Below are 24431 nucleotides of genomic sequence, written 5' to 3' on the forward strand. Positions count from 1 at the left end.
AACGATGACAGAGAATTTAAAAGAGAAGATTTTATTTATTATGCTCATCCAGTTTTTAATTTATTTTGGGTTTAGTATGATTATTCCTGTTATGCCGGAGTTAGTCGTCGTATTTGGTGTGAGCACTCTGCACTTAGGTTTCATTATCGCAATTTATTCGATTGCAAGTTTTATATCTGCACCATTTTTTGGAACGTTATCTGACCGTATCGGTAGAAAACCGTTATTAATCGGCGGACTATTTGTATTTATGTTAAGTTTTTTAGTATTTGCAATTTTCTCAAATAGTCTTGCGGTTCTTTACATCAGCCGTTTCATTGCAGGTATGGCGTCAGGTGCACTATATGTCGCGACAACTTCAATGGTCGCAGATATTACATCTATTGAAACACGTACTAAATACATGGGTCTTATCGGTATGGCAATGGGTATCGGATTCGTATTCGGTCCAGGTATCGGTGGTCTACTCGCGTCTGTATCTGTCTCAGCACCATTTTTTATGACGGCAATCATCATTTTCGTTGCGCTTATCTTTTCTGTGTTGAAAATACAAGAAACATATCGTTCGAATACAGAGATTGAACGTGGAATCACTGTCCAAAAGGAATATTTTATTCAACCTGTTGGTATACTTCTCGTTACGACGTTTGTCGTCATGTTTATGATGAGTGGTATGGAGAGTACATTCCAACTACTCGGTAAAGAAAAAATTGATATCACACCAGGAGAGATGGGTGTCCTGTTCTTTATCGGTGGAATTTTTAACGCGATCATTCAAGGTGGCGTGATTCGTAAGTTAAAAGATGGCCAAGAATATGGTGCGATGATCATCGGTCAAGCGATGGCATTAATTGCATTTATTATGTTGCCGTTTATGACGGGGTTATTTTACGCGGGAATTTGTATCGTCTTATTAATGTCAGGTAATGCACTCGTTCGTACGTTAATGACATCTCAAATTACGAAAGAAGCAAGACATCATGAAGTTGGTAAAATGACAGCTACAACGTATTCTCTCGATAGTCTCGGGCGTATTGTCGGACCGATATTTTTCAACATACTATTCTTAATTCACTACGGTGTACCGTTTGTGTTTGGTGCACTTCTCGTGTTATTATCGACGTTCTTCATTTACCAGTATTATAGAAAAAGAGGTCAAGTTGCATGACATTTTTAACAATAATGATGTTAATTAGTTATTTACTCGTGGCGTTTGTCACAATATATGGATTACGTGCGAAATTTTTAATTGTCATAAGACTGTTGTCTGGACTCGGATTTTTAAGTATGTTGGTTTCTAACATATTACCTGTCCAAGGCATTGATGATTATATGATGTTATTACTCGCAATCTCTATTATTTTTTCTGTAGAAATTACAGCATTTAAAGTGAGACATGATAACCGACACTTATATTTAATACACGCCTTTACAGTAGCGATGGCGATCGCTTTAGTCGTGTATTTATTCGTAGTTTAAGAGGACCTCTATTATGACTCGAGTTATATTGATGTTACTTACTATGATTCAAGCGATATTTTTTGTGAACATCATTTTAAATGAAGGTGTTATTTTCTTCACTATATATTCTTGGTCTATAGTCGCGTTACTTTCTCTCTATATAAGCGTAAAAGCATTTAATACGAGTTCAAGTAATTCTGACGACGAGTTAAATAACTATTTCTCTCTAACGTTAATGACAATTTCTCTCGTCTCTATTGGATTTATAGCATATTTAGCAATATTTAAGCCGTTCTACCTATAAAGTAGAACGGCTTATTTTTATGCTTCAATATATTCAATTTCATCGTCTAAGTTTAATCTTGCGCGGTTTTCTTTATAAAACGTGACATAACTTCCGTAAATGAGATAAGTACCAAGCAAGCCGATAACGATCGAAACTATGATGATAATCGGTACTATAAAGAACATCGCGATATCATTATTTAGTGCCATGCCAATTGCCACACCACTAATGATTATTACACCGATGACAATCGTTAGTAGCAGGCCGATTAAGAAAACTGAAAACACTAGTTTTAAAAACTGCTTAAAGTTTTTAAATACGACGTTAATTCCAGTCGCAACTTTATCGCCAAGCGTTGACATCGGTGCTTCTAAATGTCTAAACCACATGCTGAGTGTTATACCTTCAATGAGAAATGACACAAGCATCGAGATAATGTCTCCGATGATAGCGAAAACGATGATTGCTGGTGTAAAGTTTATTGAATAATCTCCATTAGTTAAAGTGTTCGGATCGACCATTAAATTTAATGGCGCACCAACAAAAATAAGTGCAAAGTTCGCTGCAAAAGCAATAATCGAAATGATGATGACAAGTCCTAATGACTTTAAGTAACGTCCTTTTTTAAAAGCGAATAATCCATGATTAAATTTCGAATCTTTTTCTTCATATGCTAAGAAGAAGTAATTGTAATATCCGTATCCGAGTAGTAATAAGACAAATACTATAAATGCAATTATATATAGTACCGCTAATAGGATTCCTATAATACCGAGTGCTCCTGGCCCACTTTGTGCACTTGTCCAGCTAAATATAGTACCCCCGATTACAGCGAATCCTAATCCAATTCCAATTATTGAAACGATACTTGAGAAAATGACGTAAAGTACGATGTTTAACACGACTTTAAGGTGTTCGCCGCGTAAATGATTCCAATATAAACGTTGATATTCAAACACAGTTGATCCCCCTTTAAGAATACTTGTATTTAATATACCCTTATTTTCTAATTTTATTTAAAAACATTTTAGATTTTTGATACAGCGGTACGGCTGTATTGAGTAAGTGATACAATGGTCGGTTTAATACGTAATCAAATTCACCGATCTTATTAGATACTTCTGTCCCCCACTGACTTTTAAATTGCCATAGCCCAAAATACTCTGAGTCTTCTGGCGGTGAAACACTCGTCCCTCCAAAGTCATAACTTTTTGCGCCGTGTGCTCTTGCATATTGCATCATATGAAACTGCATATGATGGTTCGGTAAAAAGTCACGGTAATCGTTAGATGACGCGCCGTATAAGTAATATGATTTTTCACCACATTGCGCGTATAATGCACCAGATAATACTTCTGTCGATTTAATCTCTTTTATTTCTTCAAGTTGCGTATTTAATTTGCTTAAACGGTTGTTTAAATTATCTAACTGGTTTTGTTTTTTCGTCTCGTCGGCGATTTTATCCGCTTTTTTAATATCTTTATTAACTTTTAAAATGTCTTTTTCAATATTTTCTTTTACGTTTTTAGGATTTAGTTCGACTAAAAACAGTTCCATATGCCCGTTGTCGTGGAGTGCATCGTACATCGATTCAAAATACGTAATGTCGCGTGTTAAAAAGCCGTCTCGTTCGCCGGTGATTTTCATCAGTTCGTGAAACGTTTTTAAATCTTCACGAGATGCACGTTTTACCACTGTCCCCATGCGTAACGCACGTCGGACTCTCGTACGGTTATTTCTATCGAAACTTTGAAGTAGTGCTTTGTCGTCGACCGAAACGTCTGTCACCATCGTTTGACGTGGTTGAATCGCGTCTTTACTCATACCATCTAAAAATCCGTGGTGTCTAAATCCGAGGGACTTTAAGAGTTTTAATGTATCCTTTTCATCTTCAGGAATGTCTGGATCGATTTTAATGACGTAACTATTTTCTTTTAATGCGACGTCTATCGTTTCGGATAATAACGTCTTTACAGCCGCTTCATCGGTATAATCGACGACAAATCCCCTCGATATGTAGCAGAGCGTAAACTTTGTTTTTGGAATTTTTTTAAATTGTAACGTCGCTGCACCTACAATTTTTTCATCGTTTCCAATAGCGATACGCTTATAGTACCAACCTGTTAACTTTTTAGATTCCGCCCAATCGGTTAACTGAAGTAAGTCGCCATTTTTATGTGTCTCAATAAACGTGTTATAGTCGTTTTCGTTCACATTTAATTTTTTATACATAATATGTGCTCCAATCATTCGTTTAAAAATTTTGCTATAATTTCTAATGAAGGTGATGAAATTATGAAACAATTACTACTTTTAATTTTTATATTATTTAATGCATGGAGTGCATTCGATATATACGCAAACTACTCAGCTGATGAATTAATCGACTGGTTAAGTATCCGAATTATTTTACTCGTCGTTTCCGGCGCGTTAAGTGTTATTTATATACTCCTCGGCAGTAAAAAACTGACGAATATACTTGCTGTAATTAACATTGTACTCGCACTGACTCACTTTTATCGAATTCTTTTAATTTACTTTACTTAAATAGTGTCTGAGTTGTTTTTTATCGACATATAGTAGCTGATAAATAACCCAAGTACAAACGCTATAAGTGAAATTACCCACTCTGTTGGACGACTCGGGAGACCATTAAATATCGGGAAGACTGAGCCAGCTAACAATCCGATTATAAGTGCGTACATTAAATACGGATAAACGCGTAGTAAATAATGTAGCACTCGGCTCGTTAGTAATACTCCCGCGATAATACCGAGCCCAACAGCTACTAATACCGGTGTTACTGTAAAGTTAAATGATAAAAATTCAGATATCGAATACATGAGTATCGGATACGCACCGAGCATAAGTAGTATCACTGACCCAGATAACCCAGGTAATATTAAAGCACTCGCTCCTAAAAAACCACATATAAACAGCCACATTAACATCGTCGTGCTCATTTCAACTGACGTTACATCTGACTTTTCTAATACAAAATAATCCATTAAAAATAGTAATGCTGTCACTACTACGATAATAGAATAATGTACTGTTTTAAACTCCACTTTATAATTACCTAATTTAAACATCATTGGTATGACACCAATTACTAGTCCTAAAAAGAAAAAGTGGGTAATTATAGGGTGCGTATTTAACATGTAGTTTATCAGTGATGACATCGTCACGATCGCAATTCCCATCCCAATGAAAAGTGGGATTAAAAACATTAATGACTTCTTATATCGTTTTGTAAATAATTCGTTTATTGCTACGAGTGTTTGATCATATATTCCGAGTAATAACATTAACGTACCACTACTAATACCTGGCAACATTTCTGTAATACCCATAAAGAACCCTCGAATAACGTTACTCCATCTCATAATTTAACCTCTTGCTTTTTATTGATAATATATTTTACCATATGTTCATAAAATTTTATTATTTTACAATGAAAAATGGTATTATAATACTTATATACATAATTTAAGGGCTATAAATCTTAATGACTTATCGGAGGATTAATTATGGATGCTACTCCAATGCAAATTATCTTCTCGTTCCTCGGGGGACTCGGGATATTTTTATATGGGATAAAATCAATGGGAGACGGTTTACAAGCAGCTGCTGGTGACCGTTTACGTGAAATATTAAACCGTATGACAGCAACACCAATACGTGGAATTTTAGCAGGGATGCTCGTTACGATACTCATACAGAGTAGTTCGGGGACGACTGTAATTACAATCGGTCTCGTATCTGCAGGCTTTATGACATTAAAACAAGCAATTGGTGTCATAATGGGTGCAAACATCGGTACGACCGTCACAGCGTTTATTATCGGTTTAGATATTGGTGAGTACGCACTACCAGTACTTGCTGTCGGAAGCTTTCTACTATTTTTCTTTAACAAAACATCAATTAATAATCTTGGACGTATATTATTTGGTTTCGGTGCGTTATTCTTCGGACTTGAACTCATGGGAGAGGGTGTGAAACCTCTCGCAGACTTAGAGGCATTTCGTAACTTAATGTTAGAAATGAGTGATAACAGCTTCTTAGGTCTAGGTGTAGGGGTTATATTAACAGTCATCGTACAAAGTTCGAGTGCGACGATCGCGATTTTACAAAACTTTTATTTAAATGACCTCGTTGACTTAAATGCTGCTCTACCAATATTACTAGGAGATAATATTGGTACGACAATTACAGCAATACTTGCAGCACTTGTTGGATCTCTCGCAGCTAAACGTGCGGCTGCCGTACACGTTATCTTTAACGTTATCGGTGCGATTATCTTTATGATATTAATGCCTTTATTCGTCATGTATGTAGATTTCTTACAGTCTGCATTAAACTTAAATAAGCCAATGACAATCGCATTTGCACACGGTTCATACAACGTAATTAACACGTTAATTCAATTACCATTCATCGGTGTACTTGCTTGGATTGTAACTAAAATTGTACCTGGTAAAGATCTCGTAGAAGATTATAAACCAAATTTCTTAGACCCTATTTTACTTAGACAATCACCTCAACTTGCAACACAAAGTGCACAGAGTGAAGTGAAAAACCTAGGGTTAATTATTTCTGATACGTTTAAAGATTTGTTTAAATACGTTGAAAACCCGACCGATAAACGATATCGAAAAATTATCGAAAAAGTTCAACTCGTAGATAATGTACAAGAGAGTATCCGAAAGTACTTAATGGATATACTTGAACTTCAAAACCAGCGTAATATCGATAGTGAAAATATCGCTGCACTACTTGAAGTTACACGTATTTACACGAATACAGCTAAATTCATCGAAGACTTTGCTAACGAGTATAAAATAAAAGAAGAAGATCGCATCAAAATCTCAGATGCTGCTTTCGAAGGTCTTGAGACAATGATGAAACACGTCAAACGTTCACTTGATATGACGGTGGATTCTATAGATATTTACAATCCTTCAGGACTTGAAAGAATCATTCAACTAAGTAATCAATCGAATAAAATCGAACATAAATTACGTCAAGACCACGTGTCACGCCTTAACGATGGTACGTGCTCACCTGAATCTGGTGCTGTCTATGCTGAACTGATCGCATTACTTGAGCGTATCGGTTATAACTCTAGAAACATCTCAGAAACAATCCTTTACTCAACAAGACATGAGTTACCAGAAGAATTTACAATTTATGACTAATTAAAATCCGAAGTACAGATCGTACTTCGGATTATTTTTTATCGTATATCTTTTAAAACTTTTCCTTCTTTCGCAACGACGAGTATGTTGTCATTGTCTTTTAGACTTCCGATATTTTCTAGTGGGTTCTCTTTTAATAATACGAAGTCTGCTAAAAATCCAGGTGCAATTTGACCGACGTTATCGAGTTCTAAGCATTCTGCAGCTGTCTTTGTAGACGCGATAATTGCTTCCATCGGTGTCATTCCATGCTCGACCATTAGTTCTAACTCTCTTAAGTTCGTCCCGTGTTTAAACACACCTGCATCTGTACCCATTGCGATTTTCACACCACTTTTATGCGCCTTCTTAAAACTCTCAACATGTGCATCTAACACTTCTTTTGATTTCTTTAATCCGACTTCGCTCACCCCAAGTTCTTCAGCAAATTCAATCACAGACACTGGTGCGAGTAATGTTGGTACTAAAAATGTCCCTTGCTCTTTCATTTGATCAATAATTTTATCCGTTAAATAAATCCCGTGCTCAATTGAGTGGATACCCGCATCTAAACATTGCTGAATACCTTCTTCACCTTGAGCATGTGCCATGACTTTAACGCCATTTCTATAGCGTGCTTCTTCGACGATGACATTCAGTTCTTCTTGAGAATATTGTGTAAATCTCGGATGATCTGTCGGCGTAGAAACACCACCTGTAGCCATAACTTTAATAACGTCTGCGCCTGCACGTAATATTTCACGTGTTTTTTTACGTACTTCTTCAACGCCATCTGCGATATTCGATGGTAGTCCTGGATGTGGTGTAATAAGTGGTACATCAATACCAGAATAGTTCGTTGAATCACCGTGACCGCCAGTAATAGATAATGCAGATACCGAAATTACCATTCTCGGACCGACGACGAGTTCGTCTTCAACCGCTTTTTTAAATCCTAAATCTGCACCATACGCATCACGTACTGTTGTAATCCCTGCGTTAATTGTATTTCGCGCGTATTCAATCGATTTAAAAAAGTTATAAGAAAATGGTTGTGCAAGTTTTTCAGCAAGTGGCTGAAATTCTGTCACGAGATGGACGTGTGAATCAATAAAGCCTGGTACTAAATATCTTCCTTCACCATCTAGTACTTCGACAGAATCATCGACTGATTTTGGATTCACTTCTACAAACTTACCATCTTCAACTAGGACACTTGTATTTTCTAATACGTCTTCGTCCGAGCCATTGATAAGATTTACATTTTTAACTAATAATTTACTCATTCTAATCCCCCTAAATTAATCCCATCACAAAGCTTGCGATTACTGCTGATGCGATAGTTACTGTCACAAATCCACCGATTAACATCGGCGATACGAGTTCATCGAATAATGCTTCTTCATCTCTGTCATTACTCGCTTCACTTCTCGATACTTCTTCACAAAGAATGTAGTCCGCTGGGAAACCAAGTAATGCTGTTAAAGCGACTGGTATCCCTTTCGTATGATGCCATCCGACGAGTTTTGAACCGATGAATCCACCGAATAAGAGGCCGATGACACCGACTGCTAAAATAACGACGACTGCCGGGAAGTGATTGACGACGTCTTTTGGTGTAATACCTCCCATCGTATTAATAATGACGATCATTAACGCTGCCATTAAAAATGAGAATGAGTTCGCTTTTTCTAATGCTGCTTTTGGTAAAATACGAAGATTCACTAAAATAATACCGAATAGTAACGAATATAACGTATAGTGAATCGGAGTATATTTAGCCAGCACTGTTGCCACTGCACCAAATCCGAAAATGATTGTGAGTAAAACAAGATTATTTTTTAAAATATTAAACCTTGCATGCTCATAACGTTCCTTATTTTCTAAATCTTGTTGCTTTTCCGCATCTGTTTTATGTTTTAAGAAGTAACGACTGTACTTTCTCATAAAATAAGTCGTGATTGGCATACCAACTGGTGTTTGGAATGCAGCAATCATGACAGGAACGACGATTAAGCTCGTTAACCCAAGTTCTTGTAGACGCTCTGTCGTAATGAGTAGTGCAATTACTCCTCCAGAAATAGGACCGATACCACTCGCTGCTACTGAAAAATCAAACGCAAGTGTTCCGATAGTAAGTACGAGCACTACAGCACCTACTAATCCAAATAATGCAATGACGACTGCACGCCATTGTTTCTTTAAAATATCATAACTCATTAGTGTTCCCATATGTACGATAAGTGCCGGTATTAATACCATACCGAGTGATGGTATTAACGTTTGCTCTGTCATATTTTCTGGGAACAATCCTGACCATATGAGTAGTAAATATAAAATCATCGCTGTCATCAGCATTGGCACTCTCGCATGAGTCACAATCGAAATCAATTCGCCAATGGTGAGAATTAAAAGAATTAAAACTGTTGCTACAATTGGATCAAAAGTCATTTTACTCACCTCAAAATTAATTAATGATTTGATTATGGACCATCCAAACTTAAAAGTAAATGAATTTTCTGAATATTCAATATATAAAAATATACCTGAGGTGTAAAACCTCAGGTATTTGTAAATTAGTTCGGATTATCTTCTAAATCCGGTACTGGTTTTTCTAAATATTGTCTGTCTTTATTTGCATTGAAGAAGTCTGCTTTTTCTACTTTAACGTTTGCGTTATAATCCGGCATTTCAACGAAGCTCTCGTATACACCGATTTGTGCTAAGAAGTTTCCTTCTGGGAATAACGTACCTACGTTACCTTCACGGATATCTGCATATCTCGCATGTCCTTGGAATACTCCATTTTCATTGTAAAGTACGATTGCTTCTCCGTCTTCAATCGCTTGACGCTTAGCGTCTTGTGGGTTAATCAGTACATCGTGACGACCCATGTGGTTAAAGTTATCTAAGTCACCGTAAACCATTGAGTTAAACTGTGCACCACGGCGCATTAAGAGTTTATACTCTCCAGCTTTTTCATTACTCTTTGGAATCTCCATCGTAATTAAGTTCGCACGGCCGTCTGGAGTTGGACATATGCCACCTTCACATAACCAAGCACCACCATATTGGTAAACGTCTCCTGCTTTAGTTAAGTACTGTACTCCGTCATATGCAGGGTTACCTTTTGCGATTTCGTTACGAATCTCTTGTCCTGATTTAAAGTCGATTAAATGACTATCTTCAGGTTTCACACGTTTAGCGAGATCGACATAGATCTGCCACTCACTACGTGCTTCTTCGATTCTATTACGGTTTCCTTCAATTTCAGGGGAGAAGTAAACCATACGCTCTGTAGATGTCGATAAACCACCGCCGTCTTGCTCGTAACGAGTTTTCGCTGGTAATACGATGACTGCTTCTTTTGCATCGACGAGTGTAGACGTATTTAAAATAATATCTTGGTGCACACGAATATCTAAGTTAGCTAAAGCTTGTTCTACAAAGTCAGGGTTTGGCATCGTCTCTAAGAAGTTACCACCTGACATATAGTATAGTTTTAGTTTTCTTTCGTTGTCTTCGTCTAACATTGCGTTTTCAATCGTTACACCGACTGTATCTCCAGGCCAGTTTGGTAAGTCAAAGCCCCATAACTTCTCGATTCTTTCGACGTTTTTATCGTCAAATCCTCCACCAGGAAGTGAGAATGGATCTGCACCCATTTCTCCTGAACCTTGTACACTTGAGTGTCCACGTAGTGGCATTAATCCGCAATGTTTTTTACCTAACCATCCACGTAATAACGCGATGTTCGCAACTTGTGAGATGTTATCTGTTGCGTGTGAGTGCATCGTTAAACCGAGCGCCCAGACCATAACACCTGTTTTTGCGTGCGCAAGTGTTTCAGAAAGTTCGATAATATCGCTCTTAGAAACACCTGAAGACTTAACAATTTCATCCCAGTCTTGAGATTTCACGTTTTCTACTAAGTCTTCGTAGTTATTTACATGGTCTTTAATAAATTCATGGTTAATTGCAGCACCTTCACGTGCTTCCTCCATATCAAACCAATGCTTCATGATACCGTGCATTAAAGCAATATCTCCACCGATATTTACTTCGTAGAATTCATCTGCAATTTTCGTTCCGAATAATGCAGATTCAGCAACTGATGGTACCCAGTAGTTTTCGAGTGCTGGTTCACGGTACGGGTTAATTACGATAATTTTCGTACCACGTTTTTTTGCTTCCATCATGTACTTCGTTGATACTGGTGATGCGTTAGATGCAACAGATCCCCAGAATACTAGTACATCTGTACCTAGCCAGTCTTGATAGTTACAAGTTGAGGCACCAACACCAATTGAGCGCATTAGCGCTGATTTAGATGGTGAGTGACAAATACGTGAGGCGTTGTCGATATGGTTTGTACCTAAGAAACGCGCTATTTTAGCTGCTACATAGTACGATTCGTTTGTAATCCCACGACTCGTTAAGTAAAACGCGTATTGTTTCGGATCTAATTCACGCATTTTATCTGAAATTTGTTCCATTGCCTCATCCCAAGAAATACGTGTAAAACGACGCTCGCCTTTACGGCGGATCATCGGATAAGGAATTCTTCCTTTTTCACGGAGCTCACGACTTGAGTATTTGCGTAACTCATCGATATCTTGGTGTAAAAACTCTGGGTCAATTGGTGGTGCAGTATTTAAACGTAATACGTTAAAACGTGTCGTACACATATGTGGACCGTTTAACGTTTGGTCTTGAAGACCAGACACACCTAATGCACACCCGTCACATACACCTTTTAAAATGATGTTTTTGGCGTAGTTTAAGTTATCTCTATTTTTCCATACGATTTTTGCTGTATCTCTCATATGATGTGGTTTAACTTTAGTTAATCCAAATGGAATTGGACTTACCCATAATTTGGGGTCCCAGCGTTTTGTCTTATTAATTGGACCTGGATGTAATGTTTTGCCCATTATATTTCCCCCTCAAAATATTTCTACCCTATATTATACACAATATAGGGTAGGAATGATGAATGATTTAATTCGTCTAAACTGATTCGCTTGTTTAGTTGTTTAACTCTGATTCTCTTTTAATTTTAGCAATATCTGAGCGGATGAGAATCGAAATGATTAACGCAACGACAAACATCGCAACGAAAATGTATAATGTCATGTCGTAACTTTGTGTTGCTTCGTAAACTTTTGCAACGATAAACGGTCCAACTAAACCTGCAAGTGCCCACGCTGTTAAAATATATCCGTGGATTGCACCGAGTTGTTTAGTACCGAATAAGTCAGCAATATACGCTGGAATTGCTGAGAATCCTCCACCGTAACAAGAAATCATGATGAATAACATAATCATGAATAGTACGCCGTTTGTTGTAAACGGTAGTAACGCAAATACGACGATTTGAATGATGAAGTATACAGTATACACATTTGGTCGACCGATATAGTCTGAGATACTTGCCCAAACTAAGCGTCCTGCACCGTTAAATACTCCCATAATTCCTACCATCAGTGCCGCACTCTTTACAGATAAACCTGCAACTTCTTGTCCCATTGAACTTGCAACTGCTAATATCGCGATTCCACACGTAATATTTATGAATAACATTAACCATAAGAAATAGAATCGACGTGTTTTAATCGCTTCGTTCGCAACAAGTTGAACATAGTCTTTCTTTTGCTCTGGTTGTTCTTCTAATGGAACACCTGATGGGTGGTAACCTTCAGGGGGTCTTTCGATATAGAGACTCGCTGAAAGCATAATTACGAAGTATGTCGCACCCATTATGTAAAACGTGTTTGCGATTCCAACTGAATCGATTAAGTACCCCATTACTGGACTTGCGATCATCGCTGCAAATCCGAATCCCATAATTGCAAGACCTGTCGCCATTCCACGGCGATCTGGGAACCATTTAACTAAAGTTGAAACTGGTGTAATGTACCCGATACCGAGTCCAATACCACCGAGGACACCGTAACCAAGATATAGTAACCAAAGACTTTCAATCTGTACGGCAAACCCAGAAACGATTAAACCAGATGCGAAGAATATCGTTGAGATTAAACCTGATGCTCTTGGTCCTCTCGCTTCAACAAAGTGACCCATAAATGCTGCAGATGTTCCTAAGAAAAATATCGCGATACTAAAAATTAGCGATACTTCACTTAACGTCCAACCAATTTTGTCTTATAATGGTTGAGTAAATACACTCCACGCATAAACAGACCCGATAGAAATATGTAAAGCTACACCGGCCAGTGCTATGAGCCAGCGATTTTTCGTTGTTGACATTGTGTTTCCCCCTTACTTCCTTTTCACAAAGTTGTCAATCAAGTATAATTAGAATTATATAACTGTAAGTAAGGGTTTACAATATATTTTTTAGGGGTTAATTAAATTGAATATCATTTCAAATGAAACGATTATAAAATATAAAAATAATGCATTCGAAACGTTAACTGACAAGGTCGCTACAGAGTTTCCATTAACGATTTACATCAATGACACAGAGTTTGCAACACTCGTTTGTACACCAGACCATCTCGAAGAATTAGTCATCGGTTTTTTAGCTTCTGAAGGAGTAATTCGTTCATTTAACGATATTAAAACGATGAACATCGATGACCGTGGTGGTTTTTGTCACATTGAAACAACTCGAGAAATTCCGATTGATGTGTTCAGCTTTACAAAACGCGTCCTCGGGTCATGTTGTGGTAAAAGTCGACAGTTTTATTTCCAAAGTGATATGGAGATGTCAAAAGTATCGATGTCTAAAACGAAAGTGACACCAGAGCAGATTGTTGACCTTATGGAGACGATGCAAAATACGTCTGACGTCTTTAAAGAAACTGGCGGTATTCATAACGCGAGTATTGCTTCACCTGACGGAATCATCGTACAACGTGGAGATATCGGTCGACATAACGCACTCGATAAACTATATGGCTATTGTTTAAAAAACGGTATTACCGTTCACGACAAAGTGATTATTTTTAGTGGAAGAATGTCTTCTGAAGTATTAACGAAAGTGTCTAAAATTGGGGTCGGTATCGTATTATCTAAATCTGCACCAACAGACTTGGCACTTCGCCTTGCTGAAGATTTAAATATAACGGCAGTCGGTTTTATTAGACGTGGTGGATTCAATATTTATAGCCATTCGAATAGAGTTATCGGAGCAAAAGAGGAGTAACGCATAGCGTTACTCCTCTTTATATATGTCTTTCTCTATAAAATCCGGCTTTAATTGTACTGCTTCGTAATGTGATTCTAACACTCTAGCAATAGAATCTGGCCATTTTATATCCGTCGCATATAAATGCGTTCCTGGCGAGTTTGGATTCCATCTCATATCGTAGAGCGTTACTTGATTATTATCAAAATAATGCTCTTTAATAAATTTCGCACCACCGAGAATTGCGTTCTCTTTTGAATCCCAATTTGCTTTTTTGGCATAACTGCTTCCTGTTTTTATCGCCCCGATATCAAATGCTCCGATTCCAAAGTAATTATAGTACGTCGTTCCATCAACTTTAATTCCTTTTGCGAGCTCTGACTTTCCGTTACCAGTTTCTATTTTTGCATGTGCTATTAAATATAATGCATTCACATTATATTCTTTTTCTGCCTGAACAAAAAATTCACCAGTATCTTTTAAAACACCTGAGTCTTTTAACAATTCATTAGCATCTTCAACAGAGATTTTTGACTGATTATCTAGTTGTACAAACTGAAATACGCCTTGGTGTTTAGGGTCCATAGCATTTTTAATATCTTCATCTGTCGCAGGTACAAGGTAGCCCGAATCAAATTTTAAATCTTCTGTTCCATTATTTAATTGTAGTTGTAACGCTTCTTCAAATGTATACAAAGGCTCGTCCTCCGATTCCACTAAGTAACTCATCGAAACGATAAATGCGATTATAAATGTCACGATAACGATTAACATCATAATGACCATCGCGTGGCTTTGAATGGATTTATTCATAACTCTCCTTTAATTAAAATATGACTATAGCACTTATAGGCTTATAATGTCTTGCCTTCCATTTGGAGCAATAATTGTATCGTCGACATTAAATCACTAAACTCTTCAGGTGTTAACGATTGTTGACCATCACTCCATGCTTTTTCAGGATTTTGGTGCACTTCGATTTGAAGTCCATTAGCCCCTGCCATTACCGCTGCTTTTGCCATTGACGGAATGACGTAACGAATACCTGCTGCATGAGATGGATCGACGACGATTGGTAAATGTGACTCTTTTTGTACAACAGGTACTGCTTGAATATCTAGCGTATTACGAGTTGCATCTTCAAACGTACGGATACCGCGCTCACAGAAAATAACGTTTTTATTGCCACCTGCTAATATATATTCTGCACTCATTAACCATTCTTCAATTTTTGCTGACATACCGCGCTTTAAAAGAATTGGTTTATCTGTTTGGCCGATTGCTTTTAATAGATCAAAGTTCTGCATATTACGTGCACCGATTTGAATGACGTCAACCATGTCAACAAATGTATCTAAATGTTCTGTTCCCATAAGTTCTGAAACGATTGGAAGTCCGGTTTCCTTTTTTGCTTCATTTAAAATTTTTAACCCTTCCACGCCAAGGCCTTGGAAACTATATGGTGATGTTCTTGGTTTAAATGCTCCGCCTCTTAACGCGTTCGCACCAGATGCCTTTAGCTGTTTAGCGAGTTCTATTGTATCCGTCTCGTTCTCGACAGAACAAGGCCCAGCACACATTAAAAAGTGTGGCCCTCCAATTTTAACACCGCCGATATCGATAATACTGTCTTTTTCATGGAATTGACGGTTTGCTTTTTTATAAGGCGCGGTAATACGATATACACCTTCTACGATATGATATTTTTTCAGCGTGTTCACATCTACCTTAGATACGTCTCCTGTTAAGCCTAAAATAATTCTATTTGAACCGTTGGAACGATGTGCATTTAAGCCCATCGACTCAACGAACTGTGTAATTTCATCGATTTGGTTTTCACATGCGTTTTGTGAAATGTGAATAATCACAAACAATCCTCCTATCTAACTGCAAAAAAACTGCCACTAAAAGTGGCAGTCATAATATTACGTCCACACAATAATCTCTTAAGTATTGTAACACGTTTCATGTGAAACAAATAATACTTAACCTCCGAATAATCGTGCGAGAAACCCTTTTTTCTTTTTCTCTGGAGTAAATGTCACTTGAGAGGATTCCTCATCCTCTTCTTTGTCCGTCTCTTTTGGTTGATAATCATTCATATCGTAACTATCTCGATTATCTTCGCTTTCAGTTTTTGGTTCTGCTTGAATTTCTTCTTTTATCTCTTCAGACTCATCTTTAACTTCTTCAGTTTCTTCTACGTCTGATGGCTCTTCTGTTGTTTCTTCTTTTGGAATCGATGCTTCAATTTCTTCTAGCTCTTTATTATCAGATTCTACTTTTTCTGCAGAATGTTGAAGATCCTCTTTAATAGATGATACTTCTGATACGAGGAGTTTTTGTTGCTCTTTCGTATCGAGTAGATTTTCGTCATAACGGTCGAGTCGTGATACGAGCGTTTTAATATTTTGATGAAGTTCTACGTTTTCCTGACGCATTTCTTCTAGCTTATCGACGACGAGTCGTAGTGCTTTTAGTACCTCTTCATTCGACGCAACGTCATTTTTCTCTTCTTTATTTTTTTCTATAATATCATCTGCTTGTTTTAATACTTCATCTGCAGCGAGCTCTAACGTATACCCAGGTTCTTTAGAGATTTTGATCATCTCTTGTAATATAAGCACGTCATTTTGAGAAAATAGACGTCGTTGGTATTCGTCACGTGTCACTTCATATCCACGTTCTTCTAGCATACGGAAGTATTTACGTACGTTTTGATCAGACAATTCGACCATATCTGTCACTTGTGCCGTTGAATAATACACTGGTGTTTGCATTGTCGTCTCTCCTATCGTTATTTCTATCGTTATTATATTATAACCGATAGCGTTATAACTTTCTAGAGAATCCAGTAAAAAAGCCTAGCGACTTAGTATCGCTAGGCGTTATTTTAGTTAATTTTTAGTACTTCACGTACTTCTTTGTCTATGACGTTATATAAGTCTCTTTCGTCTGAAAGTTTTTTACCATAAGACGGAATCATCTTTTTAAGTTCCGCTTCCCACTTTTCAAACGAATCTTTAAATGAGTGTTTTAATACGTTGATCATCGCATCAGTTGATGTTGAAGCACCTGGTGATGCTCCGAGTAACGCTGCGACAGTTCCGTCTTCAGAAACGATTGTTTCTGTTCCGAACATTAATGTTCCTTTTCCTTTGTCTGTATCTTTAATGACTTGAACACGTTGTCCTGCTATGATTGTATCCCAATCTTCTTTTTTCGCTGTTGGAACGAATTCTCTTAACTCTTCAATTCTATCGTTGTCTGATAGTAATAATTGGCTAATTAAATATTTTGTTAATGGAATTTCTTTCGCTCCTGAAGCAAGCATTGTAAACACGTTGTTTGGTTTTACAGAACCAATTAAATCGAAGTATGACCCTGTTTTTAAGAACTTCGGAGAAAATCCTGCGAACGGTCCGAACAGTAATGATTTCTTACCATCGATATAACGTGTGTCTAAGTGTGGTACTGACATTGGTGGGGCACCAACTTTTGCTTTACCGTATACTTTTCCTTCATGTTGGTTAACGATCTCTTCATCTTGACAGACGAGGAAAAGTCCACTCACTGGGAAACCACCGATGTTTTTAGACTCTGGTAATTTTGTCTTTTGTAACAGTGGTAAACTTCCGCCACCTGCACCGATAAATACGAAGTCCGCAATATGGAATTCTGATCTACCAGTCGTTAAATCTTTCACTTGAACTTCCCATTTACTGTCGTCAATTCTCTTTAAATCTACGACTTCATGTTTATATTGTAATGAGGCGCCTTGTTCTTCTAGATTGTCGAATAATTGCTTCGTTAACTCTCCAAAGTTAACGTCTGTACCTTTATCGATATACGTTGCAGCGATGTCATCGAATGACTCGCGTCCTCCCATCATAAGCGGCATCCACTGTTCTAACGTTTCTTTATCACTGCTAAATTCCATACCTTCAAATAATGGATGGTCTTTTAATAGTTCTTGACGTTTCTTTAAAAATGCCACGTTTTCTTTACCTTCGACGTAGCTTAAGTGCGGTACTTTTTTAATAAATTTTTCTGGGGCTTTTAACTGACCTGAATTTACTAAATGTGCCCAATATTGTAATGACGTTTGCCATTTTTCATTGACGTTTACCGCTTTAGTAATGTCAACGTTGCCGTTAGCGTCTTCTGGTGTGTAGTTTAACTCACATAGTGCTGAGTGCCCTGTACCTGCGTTGTTCCATGGACTTGAACTTTCTAGAGCAGGAGCTTCTAGCGTTTCAAACATCTTAATATTCCAGCTTGGTTCTAACTCTTTAATGAGCGCACCTAGCGTTGCACTCATAATGCCGCCCCCAATAAGGACTACATTTTTCTTCTCCTCATTTGCCATATTGAATCGATCTCCCTATTTCATATTCAATTATTATTATATATGTCTCAATATCGTTATAAAAGCCTAGAACTTATCTTTTTTAAGTTAACCTAACTTCTTTTTAACATATTCAACAAATGTCTCTTCTTTGCCTGTTTTCGTCTCTACGAGTGCGATTTTCCCCATACCTTCAGGGAATTCAATAAATAGCCCGTGCTCATTCTGATATACGTCTTTTATATCTTTATAATCAAATACTCTGCGGTATGCTTCACCATTCATATTGACATTCATTATAAGACGTTCATTCGTTGTAATGAATGCACCTTCCCACTCTGCTTGTCCTTGTACATTATAAATTAACGTACCTTCGACCGCTGGTCCGAATGACTCTGTCGGATATAGTTCTGATTCATTGATGTTTATTAATGACATAATTATCATCCTTTAATTTAAAATTTCCCATCCATTTTTATTTGCGATGATTTTAAGGTTCGTATCTGGTTTCACTACGACTGGATGCCCTACGAGCTTTAACATGCTTAAATCCGTCGCACTATCGCTATATGCATGGCTTTTATCCCAGTCGATATTTTTATGTTTTAAATGGTTACGAATTAAATCGATTTTCCTCGCACCAAATACTCGTACAAATGGTATTTTAGTCGATAGGACGCCCTTCTTATTGTAATTCACTTCTGAACCGATAATGTGGCTAAATTCATCTTTAAACATCGCCTTTAACATCGGTTGAAATGCACCTGAAATTAAAATCGTATAGTAGTCGTTATCACGTAACCATTGTAGCCTTTCGACCACCGTTTGGTTTAACTGTTCTCTCATCGCTTCTCCGACTTCACTGAAAAATGTCTCCACTTCATCTTTAGAAGCACCTTTAAATGCATAAATATAGGATTCTAATGCTTTATTTTGAAATTGGAGTTCTGGAACGAGTTTTAATTTGTGCCCAAAATACGTCGGTGCAAAGCGACGAACAAAGTGTTTATAGTACTTTTTATATTTTGGATTGTCACGCATATGGTATCGAAGTGTTTGGAACGTTTCATATGGATAAAGTGTTCCGTCAAAATCAAATAGTGCGACTTTCATATAGATGTCTCCTTTATGAGTGTTAACAGTTCTAGTTTATCATATTAAAGCTACGTTATAACACATTTAACATGTTGACCAAGTATAGATATTATTAGATTATAATATTAAGTATAGGAGGGGGAACCTATGAAAAATAAAAAGTTATTTACATATGGCATTTTATTTACAATACTAATTGCTTCAATCAGTTATATACTCGCTCAACTACCGTTACTTTCGAGTATTGGTGCACTTGCAATTGCGATTATTATCTCTATGATTTACAGAAATACTCTAGGTTACCCAGAACTATTATCCGACGGCATTACGTTCGTATCTAAAAAGTTACTACGTGTCGCGATTATTTTATACGGACTAAAACTTAACTTATATACAATCGCAACTGATGGTCTATGGCTACTCGTCGGTGGTGTTTTCGTAATTCTTTTTAGTGTGTTCCTATTAATGTTCATCAATAAGCTACTTAAAGGTAATGAAGACATCGCGTTATTACTTGGATTTGGTACAGGCATATGCGGTGCCGCTGCGATCGGTGCGGTATCGTCGATTATTAAAAGTGATGAAGAAGACACAGCGATTAGCATCGGTTTAATATCGCTCGTCGGGACGTTTTTCGCACTCATTTATACGTTCTTATATCCAGTCGTTTCAATGACAGACACAGTGTACGGTATGTGGGCTGGAATCAGCTTACATGAAATTGCACAAGTCGTATTAGCAGGTGGAGTAAGTGACGATAGTCTCGCGTATGCGTTACTCGCAAAATTGTCTCGTGTATTTTTACTCGTACCGGTGAGCTTTGCATTAATGTACATATGGTCAAAGCGAAATAACAGCACGAATGATAGACAAAAAGTGAATTTCCCATATTTTTTAATCGGCTTTTTATTACTTGCTGTCGTCAATACGTTTATAGATATTCCGAGCAATGTGTCGAGTATCGTTGACGAAATAGCGAAGTTCTTTATGATTATGGCAATGGTTGGCCTCGGTTTAAACGTTTCGTTTAAAACTCTCTTTAACAAAGCAAAAGCACCGATGGTATCTCTCTTAGTCACATCGAGTTTACTATCGATTATTACATATTTTGTATTAATTTTGTTTTAGAGCGTTTAACATACGTATGAATTGGATACATTGTATAATAGACAATTAGAAGGAGTGGACAATTATGTTTAGACATATTATTAACTGGTACGTTGCATCAAACATCTACCAGTCAGGTGTAAATAAAGTAAGAGCGAACGGTGAACTTGGAGAAGACTTTGAGAAAAAATTCAATGTAAACTCTAGAGAAATGTTAATTGCTGGCTACTTAGAAAGTGTCGGCGCAGTGTTAATGAGCTTATCACTAGTTAGTAAAACATTCGGACGCCTCGGTGCATTAATGGCATCGATCGTTATGAGTGCGGCAGCTGTAAAGCACTACTTAGCTGGAGATAGCTTTGATGAGTCAAAATCATCACTTAAACTTGCATCACTTTCAATTTTAAGTTTCTTAGCATCATTAAGAAAATAATAACAAAGGCACGTTCCCTAAGTTTAGGAAACGTGCCTTTTATATTATTTTTCGTATTGATTTGGAATAAATGCCATACCAATTGCGCCATTACCACCATGTACTCCAAGTACTGATCCTAAGTAATAAACGTGGTATTTAATATCCGGAAACTTTTCTTTAAAGTTTTCCACAATTTTTAATGCGTCTTGTTCCACGTCACCGTGAACAACTACGACATCTAAATTCCCCTTAAAGTGTTCATACTTTTCAACTAATATTTCCACCCATTTTGCCATGACACGACGATCTGTTCGTACTTTTTCATATAACTTAACGCCTTCATCGTTATCAAACTTCATAATTGGACGAATGCGTAATAACGAGCCGAGAACTGCCGATGCAGAACCGAGACGACCACCTTTTACAAGGTTGTGTAAATCTTTAACGAGTAAATATACCTCTGATTCACTTGCCACCCACTTTAAGTGCTCGATAATCTTGTCAATTTCAACACCTGATTCATCAAGTTCCATCGCTTGTTCGACCATACTACCGATGACGTAAGATGTGTTTTCAGAGTTGATTGGATACACTTGAATCTTGTCTTTATATTCTTCCATAATCATCTGCATCGTTTGGAACGTTCCACTAAGTTTTGCAGATAAAGTAATACCAATCACTGCGTCATAGCCTTTTTCGACGATTTTATCTAATACGTCCATAAACGCTTGAGGCGATGGCTGTGATGACTTTGGTGGCGTCTTTTCTTTTTTTAACCTTCTGTAAAATTCTTGAATTTTAGTTTCATCTTTAGAGTCCTCAATCACGTCGCCATTTTCATATGTCACGTGAAGACTCACTCGATAAATATCTGGGTGATTTTCATAAGCTGGATCGAGATCCGCTGTACTATCGATAATGTATGCTATCTTCATAATAATCTCCTTAAATTTAAATTCTTTTATGCACTTCAAAATAACTATTGCAAACGAAATATTATATCAATTTCCATTATACAGATTAATATCGATCGATTCTATTATTAAACGTATGAAGGAAAAATAAAGTCTTTATGATGTGAGTAAAACTCCATAATGCGATACGGTGTTTTTACGAATGCATTGCATAAATCCAAATTGTTTAAATAAGGGACTATTATAATGCGCTTTTAAAACAACTCTTTTAGCTGCCACACGTTTTGCCTCTTCAATTACTTCTTCTGTTAAATTTGCATAGTTTGCATGTTGCTTTAATGAGTCTATACCTTCAGATTGTACCGCTTCATCGTACATCGGGTCGAAATAGACGACGTCATAACTATTTTCTGGTTGTTCTTTTAAGTATGAATATGCGTCTACATTATATGTTGTTAAACGCTTTGAAGCCTTCTCTAATTGTTGTAACGTATAGCGATATTTTATTAACCCTATAGACACAGTCAAATATATGCTACGAACGGACTCGAGAGATGTAACACTATCCGTTACATGGGCTGCGATTAAGCTGTCTGATGCGAGTCCCATTGTGCAGTCCAATATTTTATCGTTCTTTCTTAGATTTGTGGCTTCTAAAAATGGATCGTCTTCACCTTTTAGTAAGCGTCGTAATCGGACTTGAGCAAAATTCGGATGATACGTGAATGTACCTTCTTCTGATATATACTGTACTTTTTCTTTTCCGATAATGAGTATATCGTTACTTCTAGACCTTAGTTGTTTCACGCTTTGTTTATAACGCTCAACAAATTCTATATTGTACTTTTTTCCTAACTCAATAGTCTCATCGCGCAGTGCTGCATCGTACTTTAATGGCGTCGTAATAATCATCGTTTCACCTCTAAAAAAGAGTACTGAAAGATCAGTACTCTTTAAGATTATTCTGTGCGTTTACGTTCTAAGTCTATCTCAGACAGCTTGACCATTTTACTACCTGTTATTAACTTATGAATAACAATTGCTGCTCCAAATAATATAAACGGTAAGAAATGTCCAAAGACATTTTTAAAGTTTAAGTTTAATAAGTGTGGAATAGCCCCACCTGCGAATAGTAAGAGTAGCACTCCAATCACAACTATTTTACCAATCACATACCCTTTACCGACAAATGGTAAGACGTCTTCTACATTTTTTCCTTGTACTTTGATTGCTTTACGTAATCGAATTTGCGCCCAAACATTAGAGCCCCAAATCACAATGATCAGCGATCCAACGAGTTCTAATAAGAAGAAAATCGCATTTTCTTTGAAATTAGAAAATACAATAATTAAAAACACGGCAACGATTACTGTAATGACCGCTGAAAGTGGAGAACGTGTGCGTTCGTTAACTTTTCCTAAAAATGCTGGTGCTTGTTTATTATTTGCGAGTGAATATAGCATTCTACTTGCTGTGTATAACATCGAGTTCGATGCTGAAAGTAATGCTGTTAAAACAACTGCGTTTATAACTGACGCAGCAAATGCAATACCAATTCTATCGAACACAATTGTAAATGGACTTTGGTTTACTGATCCGGTTTCGTTTAATAACATCGGATCTGTGTATGGTAAAATCGCTGAAATGACTGCAATTGAACCGATATAGAATATAAGTATTCTCCAAAACACTTGCTTTACTGCTTTAGGCATCGATTTTTCTGGTTCGTCAGATTCTCCAGCAGTGACTGCAACAACTTCAGTACCTCCGACAGAGAAACCAGCTATAAGTAGTACACTAAAGAATCCAGCAAAGCCACCAACGAACGGAGCTTCTCCAATTGTGTAATTTTTAAAGCCGTACGTTTCACCACCAAGGATTCCAAAAATCATTAACACACCGAATACGATAAATACAAAAATCGTAGTAACTTTTATAAGAGAAAGCCAATATTCCGCTTCACCATAAAGTTTTACTGTAAATATATTTAGTAATACGATGATAATGAAAAATACGATACTCCAGCCAAATGGTGAAAGAAACTGCATCGCTTCCCAAAACGTAATTACGTTTGCAGCAACGATTATGTCAACCGCAGATACTAATACGCCGATAATTAAATATAACCAACCGATTGCAAACCCAACCGATGGATCGATAAAACGCGTCGAGAACGCACTAAATGCACCTGACACTGGATAAAACGTCGCAAGCTCCCCGATAGTACTCATTAAAAAGTAAAGCATGACACCGATAATTAAATATGCAAGTAAAGCCCCTCCGGGTCCAGCTTGAGATATTACACCACCTGTCGCGACAAACAACCCTGTTCCAATCGCACCACCAATCGCAATCATAGAGACGTGACGTGCTTTTAGACCACGGTCCATTTCATTGTTGGACATATTGACTCCTCCTTTTCTTATTTTTGACATTCATTTTTATAAAATTGATATGAGTCATTTAAGTATCGTA

General features: G+C 37.2%; 23 protein-coding genes and 1 pseudogene. 8 read left to right on the forward strand and 16 right to left on the reverse strand.

The window, feature by feature from the left end:
- Positions 1-4 precede the first annotated feature (4 nt).
- Genes HMPREF3177_RS03550 through HMPREF3177_RS03560 form a run of 3 tightly spaced genes read left to right on the forward strand, consistent with a single transcriptional unit; the run spans position 5 to position 1765 of the window.
- Complete coding sequence (locus tag HMPREF3177_RS03550; protein ID WP_070457221.1) at positions 5-1168, forward strand: MFS transporter; 1164 nt, start codon at positions 5-7, stop codon at positions 1166-1168.
- On the forward strand, positions 1165-1479 hold the full coding sequence (locus HMPREF3177_RS03555) for a hypothetical protein (protein ID WP_070457129.1): 315 nt from the start codon (positions 1165-1167) through the stop codon (positions 1477-1479). Before HMPREF3177_RS03550 ends, HMPREF3177_RS03555 begins: the two co-directional genes overlap by 4 nt.
- Before the next feature lie 13 nt (positions 1480-1492).
- Positions 1493-1765, forward strand: coding sequence for a hypothetical protein (locus HMPREF3177_RS03560; protein WP_068129194.1), 273 nt, complete (start codon positions 1493-1495; stop codon positions 1763-1765).
- A 17-nt stretch (positions 1766-1782) separates the two neighbouring features.
- On the opposite strand, the gene HMPREF3177_RS03565 is transcribed toward HMPREF3177_RS03560, so the two are convergent.
- Both HMPREF3177_RS03565 and HMPREF3177_RS03570 read right to left on the reverse strand, forming a co-directional pair.
- Positions 1783-2706 (reverse strand): hypothetical protein, encoded by a 924-nt coding sequence (locus HMPREF3177_RS03565; protein ID WP_070457130.1) that lies wholly within the window; start codon positions 2704-2706, stop codon positions 1783-1785.
- A gap of 40 nt (positions 2707-2746) precedes the next feature.
- Complete coding sequence (locus HMPREF3177_RS03570; RefSeq protein ID WP_070457131.1) at positions 2747-3979, reverse strand: lipid II:glycine glycyltransferase FemX; 1233 nt, start codon at positions 3977-3979, stop codon at positions 2747-2749.
- A 63-nt stretch (positions 3980-4042) separates the two neighbouring features.
- Between HMPREF3177_RS03570 and HMPREF3177_RS03575 the strand changes: the two genes are divergently transcribed.
- On the forward strand, positions 4043-4294 hold the full coding sequence (locus HMPREF3177_RS03575; protein WP_040929601.1) for a hypothetical protein: 252 nt from the start codon (positions 4043-4045) through the stop codon (positions 4292-4294).
- Here the strand turns inward: HMPREF3177_RS03575 and HMPREF3177_RS03580 are convergent.
- Complete coding sequence (locus tag HMPREF3177_RS03580; RefSeq protein WP_068129185.1) at positions 4291-5133, reverse strand: DUF368 domain-containing protein; 843 nt, start codon at positions 5131-5133, stop codon at positions 4291-4293. The genes HMPREF3177_RS03575 and HMPREF3177_RS03580 overlap by 4 nt on opposite strands.
- A 144-nt stretch (positions 5134-5277) precedes the next feature.
- Between HMPREF3177_RS03580 and HMPREF3177_RS03585 the strand changes: the two genes are divergently transcribed.
- Positions 5278-6945 (forward strand): Na/Pi cotransporter family protein, encoded by a 1668-nt coding sequence (locus tag HMPREF3177_RS03585; protein WP_070457132.1) that lies wholly within the window; start codon positions 5278-5280, stop codon positions 6943-6945.
- Between the two features lie 38 nt (positions 6946-6983).
- On the opposite strand, the gene HMPREF3177_RS03590 is transcribed toward HMPREF3177_RS03585, so the two are convergent.
- The 4 genes and pseudogenes from HMPREF3177_RS03590 to HMPREF3177_RS03605 all read right to left on the reverse strand — a co-directional run bounded on the left by HMPREF3177_RS03590 (position 6984) and on the right by HMPREF3177_RS03605 (position 13194).
- Positions 6984-8210, reverse strand: coding sequence for a metal-dependent hydrolase family protein (locus HMPREF3177_RS03590; protein ID WP_070457133.1), 1227 nt, complete (start codon positions 8208-8210; stop codon positions 6984-6986).
- Between the two features lie 10 nt (positions 8211-8220).
- Positions 8221-9375 (reverse strand): hypothetical protein, encoded by a 1155-nt coding sequence (locus HMPREF3177_RS03595; RefSeq protein ID WP_070457134.1) that lies wholly within the window; start codon positions 9373-9375, stop codon positions 8221-8223.
- Positions 9376-9500: 125 nt separating this feature from the next.
- Entirely contained in the window at positions 9501-11858 is a 2358-nt protein-coding gene (locus HMPREF3177_RS03600) for an FdhF/YdeP family oxidoreductase (protein ID WP_070457135.1), read from the reverse strand.
- 94 nt (positions 11859-11952) lie between these two features.
- A pseudogene (locus HMPREF3177_RS03605) lies at positions 11953-13194 on the reverse strand (OFA family MFS transporter).
- Positions 13195-13294: 100 nt separating this feature from the next.
- Here HMPREF3177_RS03605 and fdhD point away from each other — a divergent pair.
- Positions 13295-14095: a formate dehydrogenase accessory sulfurtransferase FdhD gene (gene fdhD / locus HMPREF3177_RS03610; protein ID WP_070457136.1), complete on the forward strand. Its 801-nt coding sequence runs from the start codon at positions 13295-13297 to the stop codon at positions 14093-14095.
- Between the two features lie 9 nt (positions 14096-14104).
- Here fdhD and HMPREF3177_RS03615 read toward each other — a convergent pair whose 3' ends face one another.
- The 6 genes from HMPREF3177_RS03615 to HMPREF3177_RS03640 all read right to left on the reverse strand — a co-directional run bounded on the left by HMPREF3177_RS03615 (position 14105) and on the right by HMPREF3177_RS03640 (position 19538).
- On the reverse strand, positions 14105-14890 hold the full coding sequence (locus HMPREF3177_RS03615; RefSeq protein WP_070457137.1) for an N-acetylglucosaminidase: 786 nt from the start codon (positions 14888-14890) through the stop codon (positions 14105-14107).
- Positions 14891-14931: 41 nt separating this feature from the next.
- A complete protein-coding gene (aroF, locus tag HMPREF3177_RS03620; protein WP_068129167.1) occupies positions 14932-15945 on the reverse strand; it encodes a 3-deoxy-7-phosphoheptulonate synthase in 1014 nt (337 codons plus the stop codon).
- Between the two features lie 117 nt (positions 15946-16062).
- On the reverse strand, positions 16063-16857 hold the full coding sequence (locus HMPREF3177_RS03625) for a hypothetical protein (protein WP_070457138.1): 795 nt from the start codon (positions 16855-16857) through the stop codon (positions 16063-16065).
- A gap of 113 nt (positions 16858-16970) precedes the next feature.
- The gene (mqo, locus tag HMPREF3177_RS03630; RefSeq protein WP_070457139.1) at positions 16971-18446 is read right to left on the reverse strand and encodes a malate dehydrogenase (quinone); all 1476 of its coding nucleotides are present in this window, start codon (positions 18444-18446) and stop codon (positions 16971-16973) included.
- An 87-nt stretch (positions 18447-18533) separates the two neighbouring features.
- Positions 18534-18863: a hypothetical protein gene (locus HMPREF3177_RS03635; protein WP_068129161.1), complete on the reverse strand. Its 330-nt coding sequence runs from the start codon at positions 18861-18863 to the stop codon at positions 18534-18536.
- Positions 18864-18875: 12 nt separating this feature from the next.
- Positions 18876-19538 (reverse strand): HAD family hydrolase, encoded by a 663-nt coding sequence (locus HMPREF3177_RS03640; RefSeq protein WP_068129159.1) that lies wholly within the window; start codon positions 19536-19538, stop codon positions 18876-18878.
- Between the two features lie 129 nt (positions 19539-19667).
- Between HMPREF3177_RS03640 and HMPREF3177_RS03645 the strand changes: the two genes are divergently transcribed.
- Positions 19668-20648 (forward strand): YeiH family protein, encoded by a 981-nt coding sequence (locus HMPREF3177_RS03645; RefSeq protein ID WP_070457140.1) that lies wholly within the window; start codon positions 19668-19670, stop codon positions 20646-20648.
- 64 nt (positions 20649-20712) lie between these two features.
- The gene (locus HMPREF3177_RS03650) at positions 20713-21060 is read left to right on the forward strand and encodes a DoxX family protein (RefSeq protein ID WP_070457141.1); all 348 of its coding nucleotides are present in this window, start codon (positions 20713-20715) and stop codon (positions 21058-21060) included.
- 44 nt (positions 21061-21104) lie between these two features.
- Here HMPREF3177_RS03650 and HMPREF3177_RS03655 read toward each other — a convergent pair whose 3' ends face one another.
- The 3 genes from HMPREF3177_RS03655 to HMPREF3177_RS03665 all read right to left on the reverse strand — a co-directional run bounded on the left by HMPREF3177_RS03655 (position 21105) and on the right by HMPREF3177_RS03665 (position 24361).
- Complete coding sequence (locus tag HMPREF3177_RS03655; RefSeq protein ID WP_070457142.1) at positions 21105-21977, reverse strand: DegV family protein; 873 nt, start codon at positions 21975-21977, stop codon at positions 21105-21107.
- A 135-nt stretch (positions 21978-22112) separates the two neighbouring features.
- A complete protein-coding gene (locus tag HMPREF3177_RS03660; RefSeq protein WP_068129150.1) occupies positions 22113-22868 on the reverse strand; it encodes a class I SAM-dependent methyltransferase in 756 nt (251 codons plus the stop codon).
- 47 nt (positions 22869-22915) lie between these two features.
- The gene (locus HMPREF3177_RS03665) at positions 22916-24361 is read right to left on the reverse strand and encodes an amino acid permease (RefSeq protein ID WP_070457143.1); all 1446 of its coding nucleotides are present in this window, start codon (positions 24359-24361) and stop codon (positions 22916-22918) included.
- Between the last annotated feature and the right edge of the window lie 70 nt (positions 24362-24431).

It is taken from the genome of Nosocomiicoccus sp. HMSC09A07 (assembly GCF_001808485.1).
GTDB lineage: Bacteria > Bacillota > Bacilli > Staphylococcales > Salinicoccaceae > Nosocomiicoccus > Nosocomiicoccus ampullae_A.